The organism is Streptomyces sp. NPDC059668, from assembly GCF_042734135.1.
GTDB lineage: Bacteria > Actinomycetota > Actinomycetes > Streptomycetales > Streptomycetaceae > Streptomyces.
Genome location: NZ_JBHWEL010000041.1, coordinates 36,980 through 52,484 on the forward strand (window position 1 = coordinate 36,980; position 15,505 = coordinate 52,484).

Consider the following 15,505-nt stretch of genomic DNA (forward strand, 5'->3'; position numbering starts at 1 on the left):
TACGCCCGTACGGCGTTACGCCGGTCAGCTGATACGGCGGAACGCCAACACCGCGTTGTGGCCACCGAAGCCGAACGAGTTGCTGAGGGCGAGGTCGCCGAACGGAGGGAGGGGACGGGGGCTCTTGGTCACCACGTTCAGATCGATGGCGTCGTCCTGGACGTCGCAGCCGAGGGTGGGCGGGATCAGGCCGTGATGAAGGGTGAGTACCGTCGCGACGGCCTCCACACCGCCCGCGGCCCCCTGGAGATGGCCGAGATGCCCCTTGAGCGCGGTGACGGGCACCCGGCCGCCGAACACGGCGCGCAGCGCGCCCGCCTCGGCGAGATCGCCGTCGACGGTGGCGGTGGCGTGCGCGTTGACGTGGACGACGTCGACGATGTGGGCGCCCGCGTCCTGGACGGCCCGGCGCAGCGCCAGTGCCACGCCGCGGCCGGACGGGTCGGGCGCGGCCATGTGGTGGGCGTCCGCGGACAGGCCCCAGCCGGCGGCCTCGCAGTAGACGCGCGCCCCGCGTGCCCGGGCGTGTTCCTCGGCCTCCAGGAGCAGGAACCCGGCGCCCTCGCCGTTCACGAAGCCGTCGCGGTCGGCGGCGAACGGCCGGGAGGGGCTGGTCGCTCCGACGGGCTGGGCGGACAGCGCGCGCATGGCGGCGAAGGAGGCCATGATCGCCGGAGTGACCACCGCCTCGGCGCCCCCGGCGAGGGCGAGGTCGACCCGCCCGTACCGGATGCGGTCGATGGCCTGGCCGACGGCCTCGGTGCCGGAGGCGCACGCGCTCGTCACCGTGCGGGCCTCGCCGGTGATGCGCAGGGCGAGCGACACCTGCGACGCGGCCTGCGAGGGGACGGTCATCGGCGTGGTCAGCGGGGACACCGCGCGCGGTCCGCGGTCGCGCAGCCTGCGGTCGCCGCCGACCAGGACCGAGGCGTCGCCGAGGATGGCGCCGACCGAGACGCCGACCCGCTCGGGCGCGAGCCCGCTCTCCAGCGTGCCGGCCGGATCGAATCCGGCGTCCTGCCAGGCCTCGCGGGCGGCGAGCACCGCGAACTGGGCGGACCGGTTCATCCGTCGCGCCTGCGGCCGGGGCAGCAGTCCGGCGGGGTCCACGGGCACGGTCCCGGCGACCCGCACCGGTAGTCCGGCGAACTCCTCGCCCTCCAACTCCCGTATTCCGCAGCGGCCTTCGAGCAGCCCCTGCCACAGTTCCGCGACTCCGATCCCGAGGGGCGTCACGGCGCCGAGCCCGGTGACGACGACCCGGCGCGGGGCGCGGGCGGCCTCGGCGGCCCGGCGCGGACGCGGGCGATGGCGTACGACGTGCCCCTGCCGGACGGCCCGCGCGGCCCGCTCCCGCAACTCCGCGTCCGAGAGCGGTTCCTGGGCCCCGCTGTCCAGATCCGGGTACCACCGGCCCCACCTGCGGGTGTACGGCTCCTCGACGGCCCGGGGGTCGACGACGCGCAGCGAACCGACGCGGTCTCCGTCCCGGAATTCCACCGTGTCGAGATCGGAGGAGACGATCTCGGGAATGGCCGCCACGTCCAACCGGCGGCAGCCGACGGTCACTCGGCGGTCCCGCTCGAACACGGCGTCGTGATCCTGTCCGCCGAGCGGCGGCCGCAGGGTCAGTCGAATGGTGTGCGGAGTCTCGGGCAACGTGTGCATCACCGCGTACCAGGTGTTCTCCTTCGCGTCCTGCTCCGAGAGGGCGAGAAGATCACCGGGAATCACTTCGGCGACGGTGACGGCGTGGGGCTGTACGGGCACGTCGGAGGAATAGCGCATGTGAGCGAGTGCTTTCTTCGGGGCCTTCCGTCATCAACTGTCGGCGAAGAAGTGCGCATTGCCTAGATGCCTGCACCAATTATGTGAGCGACTCCCCCGAGAGCGCTGATCGGAATTCACCTCCAAAGACCGCCGCACCGGCTGCCCTCTTCCCGCAATGCCGGCCAACTACCCCTGAATGAAAGGAATTCGGGACCGTGCGAGTGAGGCGCACGCGGGGGCGACGGGTAGGCGTCGGCGAGCGCCGGCCCGCCCACCGCCACTGCCCGCTCCCGCCCGCCGGTCTGCTTCCCGCCCGGCGTACGCGGGTCCCGGCCACACCACACCTCGACCCCCGTCGGACGCACCCCCATCGGACGCAGCCCCGTCGGACGCACCCCCGACCGACGACGTGACCATACGACGTGACCACGCCCTCCGAGCCGGTGCTCACCCTGGCCAGAGGAACTCGTGCGCCATGTCGATCATGGCGCGTGCCGCGGCGCCGGGCGGCCGCTCGGACGGAGCGGCCAGGGAGAACTGCCATTCCAGGTCGGCGTCGTCGACGGTCAGCACGGCGACGCCCTGCTCCTCGCCGAGGGCCACCCGCGGCAGCAGCGCGACGCCCAGGCCGTTTCGGACGTAGGCCACGCCCGTGGTGAGGTCGTTGATCTCGATGGCGACGCGATGGGGGACGGAGGCCGCGGTGAAGGCCCGGTCGGCGACGGTCCGGTTGCTGTAGCCCGCGGGGAAGTCGACGAAGTCCAGGCCGGCCAGCTCGGTGATCGACACGGTGCGGCGTCTCGCGAGCGGATGGGCGGCCGGCACGACGAGGTCGAGCACCGAGGTGGCGAGGGCGGTGAGCGTGATGCCGGTCGGGCGCGGCCCCGGTCCCGAGACGAAGGCGAGGTCGAGCCGCCGTTCGAGGAGGGCCTCGACCAGGCCCTGGGAGCCGGAGGGGGCGGCGCAGGTCCGCAGGAACACGCCGGGATGACGCCGGTGGTACGCACCGAGGAACACGGGAAGGTCGATGAGCCCCACCGTGGTCGTCGCGCCCAGCCGCAGGGTGCCGCGCAGTCCGCCGCGGACCTCGCCCACCGCGTCCGCGGCCTCCCGGGCGGCGTCGAGGGCGGCATGGGCGCGCGGGAGCAGGGCGGCACCGGCATCGGTGAGCAGCACGCGCTTGGGGGTGCGCTCCAGCAGCGGCGTGCGGAGTTCTCGCTCGAGGTTCTTGACCGTCGTGGAGACCGCGGACTGGACGACGTGCAGCCGTGCGGCGGCACGGGTGAAGTTCGCTTCCTCGGCGACGGCGACGAAGTACTCGAGCTGGCGCAGTTCCACCCTTCGAGTATCCCTCGGCGAGCCCCCGAGGTATCTCTCGGCGAGATGGCGGCAGTCTCGGACTTTCGTTGGACACCGTCCGTCGCACCCGGCGATTCTGTTAGAAGTTCAACCTATTCAGGAGGCAGAAAGATGACCTACAAGACGCCACCGACATTTCTGGGAAGCGGCGACCCGGTGCGGCAGCGCAAGGATTACTACCCGCCTTGGCTGGACAATCTGGCCGACGATGTGACGCTGGAGGCCGGAGTCTTCACGGGCACCGTCCACGGGGCCGAGGATGTCTTCGCGATTCTGTCCTATGCGCGCACTCTGTACGATTTCCAGGACTTCATCTACATCGGGAAGTACGGAGAGAACGGCTTCGTCGAGGACTACGCGGCGACGGTGGACGGCAAGCCGATCGGCAACATAGCCGTCGTCTATTTCAACGAGGAGGGGAAGACGCAGCATCTCGTGATGAACCACCGTCCGCTCCAGATGCTCAACTACTTCTCCCGCAAGCTGGGCGAACACTTCGCCGGGACGGAGTACGCGCGGTATGTCGCCGACCCGTCGGACGTCGACCGGGGCTGAACGGATTCCCGCTCAACTCTGCTGCCGCTCATCCCTGTTCCCGCTCACCCCTGCTGCGATCCGGAGGAATCATGTCGCGCAATCAGACCATCGTGGACGCCTGCCGCCGAGCGTATTCCGGATTCGAGGAGAACGACTCCTCGGACCTGGTGGCCCTCATGTCGCCCGAGGTGATCTTCGACTTCCCCACCTCCCTGCCCTATGGCGGGACATTCCACGGGCCCGAAGGATTTCTCGCCTTCTACCGGGACATCTACGACCACTACTACGAGACCTTCAACTACGACGCGCACACGGTGCTCGACGCAGGGTCGCACGTGATCGTGCCGGTCAGGGCCAGGGCGAAGGCGAAGACCGGCCGCACCATGGAGAACGAACACTGTCTGCTGTTCACCGTGAGCGACGGCCTGATAGTGAAGGCGCGACTGTACGCGGACACCGCCAAGGGACGCGACTCGATCGACGGTCTCCAGGTGTTCCCGGCGGCCACCTGAGCCCCGAACCGGCGCAGCGGACACCGACGCGACGCGACCTGTTCCGCCGCCGGGACATTCTCCCGGGATCGGGCGCGGCGACCCGTCACGACAGATAGTCCTCCGACCCGGAACGGTGCGCTGCGACGAGCGGTCCTGATCACCGAATTCAGCAGACCGTACGAACGCAGCGCCCTCCTGAGTGCCGACCGGAATGCCGGCACCAGCACCTCGTTTTCCCCGATCACCGCCGAGTTCGTAGGGCGGTGAGAGACGAAAGGTCATTCATGCCTCGGTCCATGCGTGCGCTCGTAGCCGGGAGGGTCGGCGAACCCGTCGATGTTCTGCGGCTGGAATCCCGGCCCGTTCCCGTGCCGGAGGCCGGTCAGGCGCTGATCCGTGTGACGGCGACTCCGGTCCACGCCAGTGATCTGCACGTCCTGCGCGGCCGCTACGGTTTCTCCCCCGACTTTCCCGCCGTCGGGGGTCACATGGAATGCGTGGGCCGCATCGAGGCCCTTGGCCCGGACACCGAGGGGCTGAACATCGGTGAGCGTGTGGTGGTCGCCGCCGTCCCGGCGGTACCCGGACCCCCGGTGGCCGGAACCTGGCAGGAGTACCTCGTCGCCGACACCCGAAGGCTCCTGCCGGTCCCCGACGACCTGAGCGACTCCAGCGCCTGCCAACTCGCCGTCAACCCGTTGACCGCGCTGCTCCTGGTGACGCGTGTACTCGATGTGCAGCCGGGTGAATGGCTGTTGCAGACGGCCGCGGGCTCCACCGTCGGCCGGCTCGTCATCCAGCTGTGCCGGCATCTGGGCATCCGCACGATCAACGTCGTGCGGCGGCGCGACGCCGTCGCGGAGATCCAAGCGCTCGGCGGTGACGAGGTCATCTGCACCGAGGACGAGGACCTGGTGCGGCGCGTGGCCGAGATCGCGGGACCGTCAGGCGTGCGCAAGGCCACCGACTGTGTCGCGGGAGTCGTGGGCGCCCAGGTGTCCCAGGCGCTGGCTCCGGGGGGAGAGGTCGTGGTCTACGGCGCGCTGTCCACTCACCGGCAGACGAATCCGGCGGCGCTGACCATCCCGTTGCAGGCACGCTCGGTGATCTACGAGACCAAAGTGGTCCGCGGCTTCTGGCTGAACCGCTGGTTCGGCACCGCCTCACCCGAGGACGCGCTGCGCGCGCTGTCCGAGGTGCGGGGTCTGGTGGCCGACGGCGTCCTGAGCATCCCCGAGGGCCGCCCGTTCCCGCTCGAACGCTTCGCCGAAGCCCTCGCACTCGCCGAGACACCCGCACGCGACGCCAAGCCGCTCTTCGTCTTCGAGGACGGCCTTGCCGACAGGGCTGGAACATGACGGACAGGACGAGACCGATGTACGAGGGCAGCGGCGATCCGGCCCGGCAGCGCACGGACTACTACCCCCACTGGCTGGACAACCTCGCCGACGACGTGACGATGGAGGGCTCGGTCATCGACGGGGTCGTGCGCGGAGCCGAGGACGTCCGCACGGTGCTGTCCTACGCGCGCACGCTGTACGAGCATCAGGACTTCATCCACATCGGCGCGTACGCGGAGAACGACTTCGTCGAGGACTACACGTCGACGGTGCGCGGTGAGCCGATCGCGAACATCGCCGTCGTCTACCGGAACGCGGAGGGACAGACACAACACCTCGTCGTGAACCACCGCCCCCTGCACGCGGTCCTGCTCTTCTCCCGCCTCCTGGGCGAGCACTTCGCCGGAACCCGGTTCGCCCAGTACTTCGCCGCCCCGCCGCCCGACACGCACCACGACTGAGAAGAAGCGGAACCGCCCACGCCCGCACGCGAACGAAGCCCCCAGCCCGACCGGTTCCGCCCCACGGGGTGAGCGCTGGGGGCTCCTACTCGGAGTCGGGGTCCATCCACGCCTCGCTCAAGCCCCCGCATACGGCCGCCCCGAACGGCATGCTCTATCCGCCTGCACATACGCGAAGACCCCGGCTTCAGCGTTTCCGCTGGTGACGGCGTCTTTGGGCACCTCATACAAGGTGCCCCCGGCAGGATTTGAACCTGCGCACACTGCTCCGGAGCACGATCAGAGACTGGCTGCCAGATCGCCTCTGACCAGCCGTTTCCTTGATCCCGGGAGCTGGGGGTGCCCTCGTGTGTCGCAGATAGTGCGAAGTGGGGTGAGTCGCCTCCGGCTCCTGCGTCCGTTGAAAGGTCGGCTCCGCCGACGGGTGTCGACGGTCGCGCAATTCCCCAGCAGTTGCGTACCTTCCCTGCCCGCATGTTCGAATGCGGCGGGATTTCCGACGGCTGGTGATCGCACGTGGTTTGCTCCGGTCTGCTCAGCTGATAAAAGCTGGTTCGCGTCCCGTCTCGTGCGTGAAGATTCTCGGTGTGGCAGACACGGAACCCGCCGAAGAAGAGACGCCGGACGGACTGCTGGGCTGGTGCCTGGTGGCCAACGTGGCGCAGGAAACCGCGCACGGCGAGAGTGGTCTCGACGTCCAGCGCGGCACGAAGCACTTCCCGGTAGGTGCCCTGCTGTGTATCCCGCCCGTGCGCTGGGACCCTGGCTGGGGTCGCTGGCATGCGGTCGGGCGGCACAGAGGCAACGGCCGCCGGTACGTCAACATGGTCGTGCGCGCGGACGACCTGGAGAACTTCCGGGTCAAGGGTGTCTACAGCGAAGGTCTCGTCCGCAGCCTCAACGGCTACGACCACGACCCGGCCGCCCCGCGCACCCTCCAGAACCCGTGGACTCGCGAGCGGGCCCAGAGCTGGGCGGACGGCCGGAACCACGTCCGGGAGAGCATCGTCATCGACGGCCAGCGCCATATGCGGATCACCGTTCCCAACCCTCCGCCGGCAGAACTCCAGGTCGGCTGCGAAATTCTGCACCTCGCCCAGTACGGCACCAGGGGGCCCCATTACAGTCGCATGCCCCCTCCCGTGGAATGGGTCCCCGAGACCTGAGACGTGGAGTTCGAACCTGTGGGCGGAGAAGTTGACGCCGCTGGTGGGAAATTACGTGACGTTCCACAGACGGGCTGCCCGGATACCGGCGGTGGAACCAACCCGCTGAGCCCGCGGCGGTGCTGTCGGTTCGACCTCACTAGGCATCTGAGCTGCACAGTCGTGCCGCCTACGGGGTGCTCGCCGAAGATTCTCGACACGCATTCGGCAGGGCACCCAAACCCTGCCGACGCTCTTCCGGCATGCGAATGAACCTGGTGCGGAGTGCGATCGCTATCCAGCGGTTTGCCTGGCTGGCCGAGTGGGCGTCGAATGAGCTGTGAAGGGCTGGCTGCGCTGCCCTGGTGAGGTCGGCTCTTCCACCTACTGGCGGGTGTGGGAGGAGGCGCGGGAGTATGCGCTCCCGCCTGAGCGCGTCGACTCACGGTTGGCGGGGCGCCCCTACGACCTGCGGCACGCATGCATCACGCGGTGGTTGAACGCCGGGGTGCCGATCGCTGAGGTTGCCCGGCGGGTCGGCAACTCTCCCGAGGTGATCCACCGGCGCTATCACGGCTGCGTCGACGGCCACGAGGAAGCCGCCAACGCGAAGATCACAAGGGCATTGGAAGAGGACGGAGACGCTGCACAGCGCTCCGTGTCATCGCGCTGCGAGGGCGGTCCGGGAGATTCGGACCGCCTTTATGGGGCGGCACTTACCTGCGGCTCTCCCGGCTATGGCTCGCCCGGGAGCGCCCCGCAGCGCGTGGCTGCGGGGCGCCTAGTGGGGTCTAGTCGACATCCTGCCCGTTGAACTTGCCGCCCTTGCAGGTCGGGAGCTTGGCCGCGGACGTGTGCGCCCGATCGACCGTTCCGCCGCCCTGCTCGCACTCACCCGGGGTGAGGCTGGCGGGGGTGACGGTGGTAGTTGTGGCGGTGGCGGTGGCGGCGCCTGTGATGCCGAGTCCGGAGAGGGCTGCCGTCGCGATGACGGCGGCGAGGATTCGTCGAATGCGCATTTGGTTCGCCTTTCACGGAATACCTCGGTTGGGACACCACTCAGCTTGATGTTGATCCATGTGGGTGACACGTCATGTTAGGCCGTTCGGGTGACGTTGCTGTCGGGTGCGGAGTCGGTGACGCGACCCGCCGGACAGGCCCTAGCGCTAGAGGTGCAGCAAGTGTCCGAAAGCCCTGTTGGCCCGCGCTATCGGCTCAGGCATCGCCTAGCGCCGCCCGGTACGCCTTGTACCGAACCCGGGCGTCTTCGAACATCTCGATGGCGGCTGGGATGGCGCCGCACTCTTCGAGGTAGGCATGCTGCCCGACCGCCCCTTCCATGAGGACCGGTCGGGATTATTGGCGACATCACCGATGCCACTATTTCGATCGGTTAGGTCATTGAGAAAACCTCATCAACCACGCTGTGAAGCTCTTCGGGTTGGGCATGTCCACATGCTTCCGCAGAGGCCTCCGACGTCGGCAGGGGTGCCCTGTTCGTGAGGAGCGCGTGAGCGTGTCGGAGGTGTGTCGCGTGTATCGCAAATGGTGCGCGGATAGTGAGAGACAACAGGAGACGGCGGGAGTCAGTGAGACTGACTCCCGCCCTCTTCTCTGGGCATTCGCCCTGGTCGCCTGGGAACGTTCCTAGGTGATCGGCGAGTGCCCCCGGCAGGATTCGAACCTGCGCACACGGCTCCGGAGGCCGTTGCTCTATCCCCTGAGCTACGGGGGCGTATCGGCCGTGGTGTGCGGCGACGGGTAGAACCCTACCAGCTCTTTCGAGGGGGGCTGGCATGGGTTTATGTGGGGGACGGGCGGTGTGTTGAGGAGGGATGGGGAGCGGCCGTGAGTGGGGGCGGGGGCGCCCCGGGCGGGGGGCGAGGGGGCCCCGGCCACTCCGCGAGCGTCCCGGATGTGGGGGCGGGACCGGGGCGGGGTGGGTTCCGGCCCCCCCGTCCGGGTGGAAGTGGGGAAAAGCCGGACGCGGTGGCGGACGCGGACCTACTCTCGAGTTGTGTCAGGCGCGTCCGGTCGGGTGCTTGTTGTGGACGACAACAAGGTGATCCGGCAGCTGATCAGGGTCAATCTCGAGCTGGAGGGCATCGAGGTCGTGACCGCGGCCGATGGTGCCGAATGCCTGGACGTGGTGCATCACGTGCGGCCCGATGTGGTGACCCTCGATGTGGTCATGCCCCGGCTCGACGGGCTGCGGACCGCCGCTCGCCTCCGTGCCGATCCGCGCACGCGGAACCTTCCCCTCGCCATCGTCAGCGCCTGCACTCAGTACGAGGTCGAGAGCGGGCTCGACGTGGGTGTCGACGCCTTTCTCGCCAAGCCTTTCGAACCTGCTGAACTCGTACGACTCGTGCGGCAGTTGATGGAGCGGCGGGGGAGCCGGGGCGGCGAAGGCGGTGGTGACGACGACTGCGGGTCGCCCTTCCAAGGCGCCTTCGAGGCCGCCCGTGAAGGTGAGAGCTTCGGTTCGGGAGAGTTCGGTGCCGAAGGCTTCCCTGCGGAGGGTTTCCGCACGCAGGGTCTCCGTGCGGAGAGGTTCGGTACCGAGCGGTTCGGTGCCGCAGGGTTTGGTGCCGAAGGTTTCGGTGGGGAAGGGTTCGGGGTCGACGAAGCCGAGCGTGCCGGCCGCTCCGGTCACTGATCGGCACACCGTCACGTGGTGACCGCGCCGGTCATCGAGCCGTCCGTGAGCAGTCGGTCGGCGGAGCAGTCGGTCGGCGGCGGGTCATTCGTTCGGGTCAGTTCGCCCCACGCCACCCCACGGCGCCCCACGTCACCCCACCGCGACTCACGTCACCTCGCGTCGACACACGTCACCCCACGTCACCTCGCCTCTCCTCACCGCTCCCCACGGTTCGGGTGCCCCCGTACGCAGTCGTCCCCGTCCCCCGTCACGCCGCACCCCGCCTTCCACACCACCCCGTACCCCGTCCACATCCCGGACCTCCGGCCAAACCGACTCGCATACCCACCCCCCTCCTCCCCTACGCTGGTCACGTGACCCCCGTCGAGCTCTCCCGTACCGTGCTGCGCGCGGTGCGTCGTGCCGTGGACGCGGGTGAGCTGAGTGTGGCCGTGCCGGTGCGGGCGGTGGTGGCGCCGCCGGGGCCCGGTGGGTGCGGGGACTACGCCACGAACATCGCGTTGCAGCTGGCCCGGCCCGCCGGGCGCTCCGCGGTGCAGGTCGCCGAGATCCTGCGGCCCCACCTCATCGGCACCGACGGTGTCGCCGAGGTCGCGATCACCGGGCCCGGGTTCCTCAACATCCGCCTCGGCGGCGCGGACTCGGCCGTCGCCTCCCTCGTACGGGAGATCGAGCGCGGGCGCGGTTCCTACGGTCATGGCGACGCCCTCGCCGGTCAGGTGGTCCCGCTCCGGATCCCGATGCCGTACGACATCCGTGCCGAGGTCGTCGCCGACGCGCTCGTACGGATCATCGCCACCCAGGGTGGCCGGGCCCTCGTCCAGCACGCCGAACCGACGCACGCCGAACCGACGCACGCCGGACCCCCGCACGCCGGACCCCCGCACGCCGAACCGCCGCACGCCGGCCCACGGCACGCCACGTCCCCGCGTACCGACCCCGCCCCCGGCGCCCCGACCGCCTCCGGCACCCCCGGTACCCCCACAGCCCGCACCAACCCCGTAACCCTCCGCCCCGTCCCCGCCCCCGAGGACCCCGCCCCCCTCGGCACCGACGCCGCCCGCTGGGCCCTGCTGCATCCGGCCGGGCGCGATCGGCCCCGGATCGACAGTGGGCACCTTCTTCAGCGGGAGAGCAACCCGCTCTTCCGCGTCCGGTACGCGCACGCCCGCACCCGGGCCCTCACCCGTAACGCCGCCGCCCTCGGCTTCACCGCCACCCCCGGTGACGTCCCGGGGGCCGACGACCTGCTCGGCGCCCTCGCCGAGTACCCCCGTGCCCTGCGTGTCGCCGCGACCCATCGCGCCCCCGACCGCCTCGCGCGGCATCTCGTCACCACCGCCGACGCCCTCCTCGCCCTCCAGCACCTGGTGCTGCCGCTCGGCGACGAGAAACCCTCGGCCGCCCACCGCGCCCGGCTCGCGCTCGCCGAAGCCGCCGGGACGGTGCTGGCCGGCGGCCTGTCCCTGCTCGGCATCAGCGCCCCTGACTGTCTGTGAGAGAAGAATGAGCCGTTCCGCACACCCCGCCGGGCCCCGTCACGCCGATGTCCTGCCCGAGGGGCACTACAGCGCCCCGCCCGCCGACCTCAACGCCCTCGACCCCAAGGTCTGGGCCCACACCGTCACCCGTACCGACGACGGCATCGTGAGTGTCGGCGGTGTCGAAGTCACCACCCTCGCCGAGGAGTTCGGCACCCCCGCCTACTTCCTCGACGAGTCGGACTTCCGTGCGCGCGCCCGCGCCTGGCGGACCGCCTTCGGGCACGACGCCGACGTCTTCTACGCGGGGAAGGCCTTCCTCTCGCGCGCCGTCGTGCGCTGGCTGTACGAGGAGGGGCTGAACCTCGACGTCTGCTCGGGCGGTGAACTGGTCACCGCCCTCTCCGCCGGGATGCCCGCCGACCGCATCGCCTTCCACGGCAACAACAAGTCCGCCGAGGAGATCACCGCCGCCGTCCGGGCCGGCGTCGGGCGCATCGTCCTCGACTCCTTCCAGGAGATCGTGCGCGTCGCCCACATCGCCCAGTCCCTCGGCACGCGGCAGCGCGTCCAGATCCGGGTGACGGTCGGCGTGGAGGCGCACACGCACGAGTTCATCGCCACCGCCCACGAGGACCAGAAGTTCGGGATCGCCCTCGCCGACGGACAGGCCGCGGAGGCCGTGCGGCGCGCGCTCTCCCTCGACGGTCTCGACGTGGTCGGGATCCACTCGCACATCGGCTCGCAGATCTTCGACATGGCCGGGTTCGAGGTCGCCGCCCGGCGCGTCGTGGCGCTGCTCGCGGCCGTGCGTGACGAGCACGGGGTCGAACTGCCCGAGATCGACCTCGGTGGCGGCCTCGGTATCGCGTACACCAGCGACGACGACCCCCGCGAGCCGCACGAGATCGCCAAGGCCCTCAGCGAGATCGTCACCCGGGAGTGCGAGGCCGCGAAGCTGCGGACGCCGCGGATCTCGGTGGAGCCCGGACGCGCCATCGTCGGTCCGACCGCGTTCACGCTCTACGAGGTCGGCACGATCAAGCCGCTCGAAGGGCTGCGGACGTACGTCTCGGTGGACGGCGGCATGTCCGACAACATCCGCACCGCGCTGTACGACGCCGAGTACAGCGTCGCCCTGGTCTCGCGCACCTCCGACGCCGAGCCCATGCTCGTACGCGTCGTCGGCAAGCATTGCGAGAGCGGTGACATCGTCGTGAAGGACGCCTTCCTGCCCTCCGACCTGGCCCCCGGCGACCTGATCGCCGTACCGGCCACGGGTGCCTACTGCCGGTCGATGGCCAGCAACTACAACCACGCGCTGCGGCCGCCGGTCGTCGCGGTCAACGACGGCGAGGCACGGGTCATCGTCCGGCGCGAGACGGAGGACGACCTGCTCCGGCTCGACGTGGGATGACGCACGACGGCCACCGGCGGTGTCCCGGCGGCCGGAGGAAGATCTCCGGTCCGCCGGCCCGGCAAGAATGAAATAGACATCTCACGATCCGGACAAAGGGCGGAAAGCCCCGTCCGGTGAGTGAGACTGGTCCCACCGTAGACGGTATGAGGAAACGAGGTCGGATGATGCGTACGCGTCCGCTGAAGGTGGCGCTGCTGGGCTGTGGGGTTGTCGGCTCAGAGGTGGCTCGCATCATGACGACGCACGCCGACGACCTCGCCGCGCGCATCGGAGCCCCGGTCGAACTGACCGGCGTCGCGGTGCGGCGGCCCTCCAAGGTCCGTGAGGGCATCGACCCCGCCCTGGTGACGACCGACGCCACGGCCCTGGTCAAGCGCGGGGACATCGACGTCGTCGTGGAGGTCATCGGGGGGATCGAGCCCGCCCGCTCGCTCATCACGACCGCCTTCGAGCACGGCGCCTCCGTCGTGTCCGCCAACAAGGCGCTGCTCGCCCAGGACGGTGCCGCGCTGCACGCCGCCGCCGAGGAGCACGGCAGGGACCTCTACTACGAGGCCGCCGTCGCCGGTGCCATCCCGCTGATCCGCCCGCTGCGCGAGTCCCTCGCCGGCGACAAGATCAACCGGGTGATGGGGATCGTCAACGGGACCACGAACTTCATCCTCGACAAGATGGACTCCACGGGAGCGGGCTACCAGGAGGCCCTCGACGAGGCCACCGCGCTCGGGTACGCGGAGGCCGACCCGACCGCCGACGTCGAGGGCTTCGACGCGGCCGCCAAGGCCGCCATCCTCGCCGGGATCTCCTTCCACACGCGGGTGCGCCTCGACGACGTCTACCGCGAGGGCATGAACGAGGTCACCTCCGCGGACTTCGCCTCGGCCAAGGCGATGGGCTGCACCATCAAACTGCTCGCCATCTGCGAGCGGGCCGCGGACGGGGGCTCGGTGACGGCGCGCGTGCACCCGGCGATGATTCCGCTGAGCCACCCGCTCGCCTCCGTGCGCGGCGCGTACAACGCGGTGTTCGTCGAGTCGGACGCCGCCGGTCAGCTCATGTTCTACGGACCGGGCGCCGGCGGCGCCCCGACCGCCTCCGCGGTCCTCGGCGACCTCGTCGCCGTCTGCCGCAACAAGCTCAACGGCGCGACCGGCCCCGGCGACTCCGCGTACACCCAGCTGCCCGTGAGCTCCATGGGCGAGGTCGTCACGCGCTACCACATCAGCCTCGACGTGGCCGACAAACCGGGTGTTCTCGCCCAGGTGGCCACGGTCTTCGCCGAGCACGGCGTCTCGATCGATACGGTTCGCCAGCAGGGCCGGCAGGACGGAGGCGGCGAGGCCTCTCTCGTCGTGGTCACCCACCGTGCGTCCGACGCGTCCCTGAACGGGACCGTCGAGGCGCTGCGCAGCCTCGACACCGTGCGGGGTGTCGCCAGCATCATGCGGGTTGAAGGAGAGTAACCAGCAATGACCCACCAATGGCGCGGAATCATCGAGGAGTACCGGGACCGGCTCCCGGTGTCCGAGAACACGCCGGTCGTGACGCTCCGTGAAGGCGGTACGCCGCTCGTGCCCGCGCAGGTGCTCTCCGAGCGCACGGGCTGCGACGTCCACCTCAAGGTGGAGGGTGCGAATCCGACCGGGTCCTTCAAGGACCGCGGTATGACGATGGCCATCACGCGGGCGAAGGAGGAGGGCGCCAAGGCCGTCATCTGCGCCTCCACCGGCAACACGTCGGCCTCCGCCGCGGCCTACGCGGTGCGGGCCGGGATGGTCTGCGCCGTCCTGGTGCCGCAGGGCAAGATCGCGCTCGGCAAGATGGGGCAGGCCCTCATCCACGGCGCGAAGATCCTCCAGGTCGACGGGAACTTCGACGACTGCCTCACCCTGGCGCGCTCGCTGTCCGACAACTACCCGGTGGCGCTGGTCAATTCGGTCAATCCGGTGCGCATCGAGGGTCAGAAGACCGCGGCTTTCGAGATCGTGGACATGCTCGGCGACGCGCCCGACATCCACGTCCTGCCGGTGGGCAACGCGGGCAACATCACGGCGTACTGGAAGGGCTACACCGAGTACGCCGCCGACGGCATCGCCGCGCGGACCCCGCGCATGTGGGGCTTCCAGGCCTCCGGTTCCGCGCCCATCGTGCGCGGCGAGGTGGTCAAGGACCCCTCGACCATCGCCACCGCGATCCGTATCGGCAACCCGGCCTCGTGGCAGTTCGCGCTCGCCGCGCGGGACGAGTCCGGCGGCTTCATCGACGAGGTGACGGACCGTGAGATCCTGCGCGCCTACCGGCTGTTGGCCGCGCAGGAGGGTGTCTTCGTCGAGCCGGCGTCGGCCGCGTCCGTCGCCGGTCTGCTGAAGGCCGCCGAGCAGGGCAAGGTCGACCCCGGCCAGCGGATCGTCTGCACGGTGACCGGCAACGGGCTCAAGGATCCGGACTGGGCCGTCGCCGGCGCCCCGCAGCCCGTGACCGTACCGGTGGACGCGGTCGCGGCGGCGGAGCGGCTCGGGCTGGCGTAAGCCGGCCGATCGGCGCGAACCCGCCGCGGCTCGCAGGGGTCCCGTGGAAGTCTCCGGCCGGAGTTCCCCGGCAAAGGGCCCCTGGGGGTCCGCGGGGGCGTATGGGTCCGTAAGGGGGCATGCGGCGTACAGGGGGTGCGGCGGAGTCGTTCGGGGCGGGGTGAAAGCGCCGGAAAGCGGCGAAAAGCACCGGCCGCCACGGGCGACCCCGTGACAACCCCGCCGGGGGTGCACGGGGGGCTTACGACACGCATCGTGCGCCTCCTGTGCGCCCTATGTCGCCACAGAACCTTCCTTCGATAGGCTGT

At 70.1% G+C, this 15,505-nt stretch carries 12 protein-coding genes, 1 tRNA gene and 2 pseudogenes; 11 read left to right on the forward strand and 4 right to left on the reverse strand.

The window, feature by feature from the left end; genetic code table 11:
• Nucleotides 1-24: 24 nt before the first annotated feature.
• On the reverse strand, nt 25-1,788 hold the full coding sequence (locus tag ACFV2J_RS26165; protein WP_385081402.1) for a beta-ketoacyl-[acyl-carrier-protein] synthase family protein: 1,764 nt from the start codon (nt 1,786-1,788) through the stop codon (nt 25-27).
• Nucleotides 1,789-2,217: 429 nt separating this feature from the next.
• Nucleotides 2,218-3,108, reverse strand: a complete 891-nt coding sequence (locus ACFV2J_RS26170) for a LysR family transcriptional regulator (RefSeq protein ID WP_385081403.1) — start codon at nt 3,106-3,108, stop codon at nt 2,218-2,220.
• Nucleotides 3,109-3,240: 132 nt separating this feature from the next.
• Between ACFV2J_RS26170 and ACFV2J_RS26175 the strand changes: the two genes are divergently transcribed.
• The 6 genes and pseudogenes from ACFV2J_RS26175 to ACFV2J_RS26200 all read left to right on the forward strand — a co-directional run.
• Nucleotides 3,241-3,684, forward strand: coding sequence for a hypothetical protein (locus ACFV2J_RS26175; protein WP_385081405.1), 444 nt, complete (start codon nt 3,241-3,243; stop codon nt 3,682-3,684).
• Nucleotides 3,685-3,755: 71 nt separating this feature from the next.
• A complete protein-coding gene (locus ACFV2J_RS26180; RefSeq protein WP_385081406.1) occupies nt 3,756-4,178 on the forward strand; it encodes a nuclear transport factor 2 family protein in 423 nt (140 codons plus the stop codon).
• A 278-nt stretch (nt 4,179-4,456) separates the two neighbouring features.
• Entirely contained in the window at nt 4,457-5,518 is a 1,062-nt protein-coding gene (locus ACFV2J_RS26185) for a zinc-dependent alcohol dehydrogenase family protein (protein WP_385081407.1), read from the forward strand.
• On the forward strand, nt 5,515-5,961 hold the full coding sequence (locus ACFV2J_RS26190; RefSeq protein WP_385440924.1) for a hypothetical protein: 447 nt from the start codon (nt 5,515-5,517) through the stop codon (nt 5,959-5,961). Before ACFV2J_RS26185 ends, ACFV2J_RS26190 begins: the two co-directional genes overlap by 4 nt.
• A 587-nt stretch (nt 5,962-6,548) precedes the next feature.
• On the forward strand, nt 6,549-7,127 hold the full coding sequence (locus tag ACFV2J_RS26195; RefSeq protein WP_385440927.1) for a hypothetical protein: 579 nt from the start codon (nt 6,549-6,551) through the stop codon (nt 7,125-7,127).
• A gap of 343 nt (nt 7,128-7,470) precedes the next feature.
• Nucleotides 7,471-7,740: pseudogene (locus tag ACFV2J_RS26200) on the forward strand (site-specific integrase); the annotation flags it as partial.
• Nucleotides 7,741-7,897: 157 nt separating this feature from the next.
• Here the strand turns inward: ACFV2J_RS26200 and ACFV2J_RS26205 are convergent.
• Together ACFV2J_RS26205 and ACFV2J_RS26210 are read right to left on the reverse strand one after the other, a co-directional pair.
• Nucleotides 7,898-8,125, reverse strand: coding sequence for a hypothetical protein (locus ACFV2J_RS26205; RefSeq protein WP_385081410.1), 228 nt, complete (start codon nt 8,123-8,125; stop codon nt 7,898-7,900).
• A gap of 644 nt (nt 8,126-8,769) precedes the next feature.
• Nucleotides 8,770-8,841, reverse strand: a tRNA-Arg gene (locus tag ACFV2J_RS26210).
• Nucleotides 8,842-9,021: 180 nt separating this feature from the next.
• Here ACFV2J_RS26210 and ACFV2J_RS26215 point away from each other — a divergent pair.
• From ACFV2J_RS26215 to thrC, 5 genes and pseudogenes are all read left to right on the forward strand, one after another.
• Nucleotides 9,022-9,570 (forward strand): annotated as a pseudogene (locus ACFV2J_RS26215) (response regulator); the annotation flags it as partial.
• Between the two features lie 551 nt (nt 9,571-10,121).
• The gene (nrtL, locus tag ACFV2J_RS26220) at nt 10,122-11,267 is read left to right on the forward strand and encodes an ArgS-related anticodon-binding protein NrtL (RefSeq protein ID WP_385081445.1); all 1,146 of its coding nucleotides are present in this window, start codon (nt 10,122-10,124) and stop codon (nt 11,265-11,267) included.
• Nucleotides 11,268-11,274: 7 nt separating this feature from the next.
• Nucleotides 11,275-12,666 (forward strand): diaminopimelate decarboxylase, encoded by a 1,392-nt coding sequence (gene lysA / locus ACFV2J_RS26225; protein ID WP_385081447.1) that lies wholly within the window; start codon nt 11,275-11,277, stop codon nt 12,664-12,666.
• A 167-nt stretch (nt 12,667-12,833) separates the two neighbouring features.
• Nucleotides 12,834-14,132, forward strand: coding sequence for a homoserine dehydrogenase (locus ACFV2J_RS26230; RefSeq protein WP_385081476.1), 1,299 nt, complete (start codon nt 12,834-12,836; stop codon nt 14,130-14,132).
• A 6-nt stretch (nt 14,133-14,138) separates the two neighbouring features.
• Nucleotides 14,139-15,197, forward strand: a complete 1,059-nt coding sequence (gene thrC / locus ACFV2J_RS26235) for a threonine synthase (protein ID WP_385081449.1) — start codon at nt 14,139-14,141, stop codon at nt 15,195-15,197.
• The last annotated feature ends 308 nt before the right edge of the window (nt 15,198-15,505 follow it).

Excerpts from the sequence above, each read along its gene's own strand:
- ACFV2J_RS26165 (WP_385081402.1), bottom strand. The coding sequence starts at position 1,788 with ATGCGCTATTCCTCCGACGTGCCCGTACAGCCCCACGCCGTCACCGTC.
- ACFV2J_RS26175 (WP_385081405.1), top strand. The coding sequence starts at position 3,241 with ATGACCTACAAGACGCCACCGACATTTCTGGGAAGCGGCGACCCGGTG.
- ACFV2J_RS26180 (WP_385081406.1), top strand. The coding sequence starts at position 3,756 with ATGTCGCGCAATCAGACCATCGTGGACGCCTGCCGCCGAGCGTATTCC.
- ACFV2J_RS26185 (WP_385081407.1), top strand. The coding sequence starts at position 4,457 with ATGCGTGCGCTCGTAGCCGGGAGGGTCGGCGAACCCGTCGATGTTCTG.
- ACFV2J_RS26190 (WP_385440924.1), top strand. The coding sequence starts at position 5,515 with ATGACGGACAGGACGAGACCGATGTACGAGGGCAGCGGCGATCCGGCC.
- ACFV2J_RS26205 (WP_385081410.1), bottom strand. The coding sequence starts at position 8,125 with ATGCGCATTCGACGAATCCTCGCCGCCGTCATCGCGACGGCAGCCCTC.
- lysA (WP_385081447.1), top strand. The coding sequence starts at position 11,275 with ATGAGCCGTTCCGCACACCCCGCCGGGCCCCGTCACGCCGATGTCCTG.
- ACFV2J_RS26230 (WP_385081476.1), top strand. The coding sequence starts at position 12,834 with ATGCGTACGCGTCCGCTGAAGGTGGCGCTGCTGGGCTGTGGGGTTGTC.
- thrC (WP_385081449.1), top strand. The coding sequence starts at position 14,139 with ATGACCCACCAATGGCGCGGAATCATCGAGGAGTACCGGGACCGGCTC.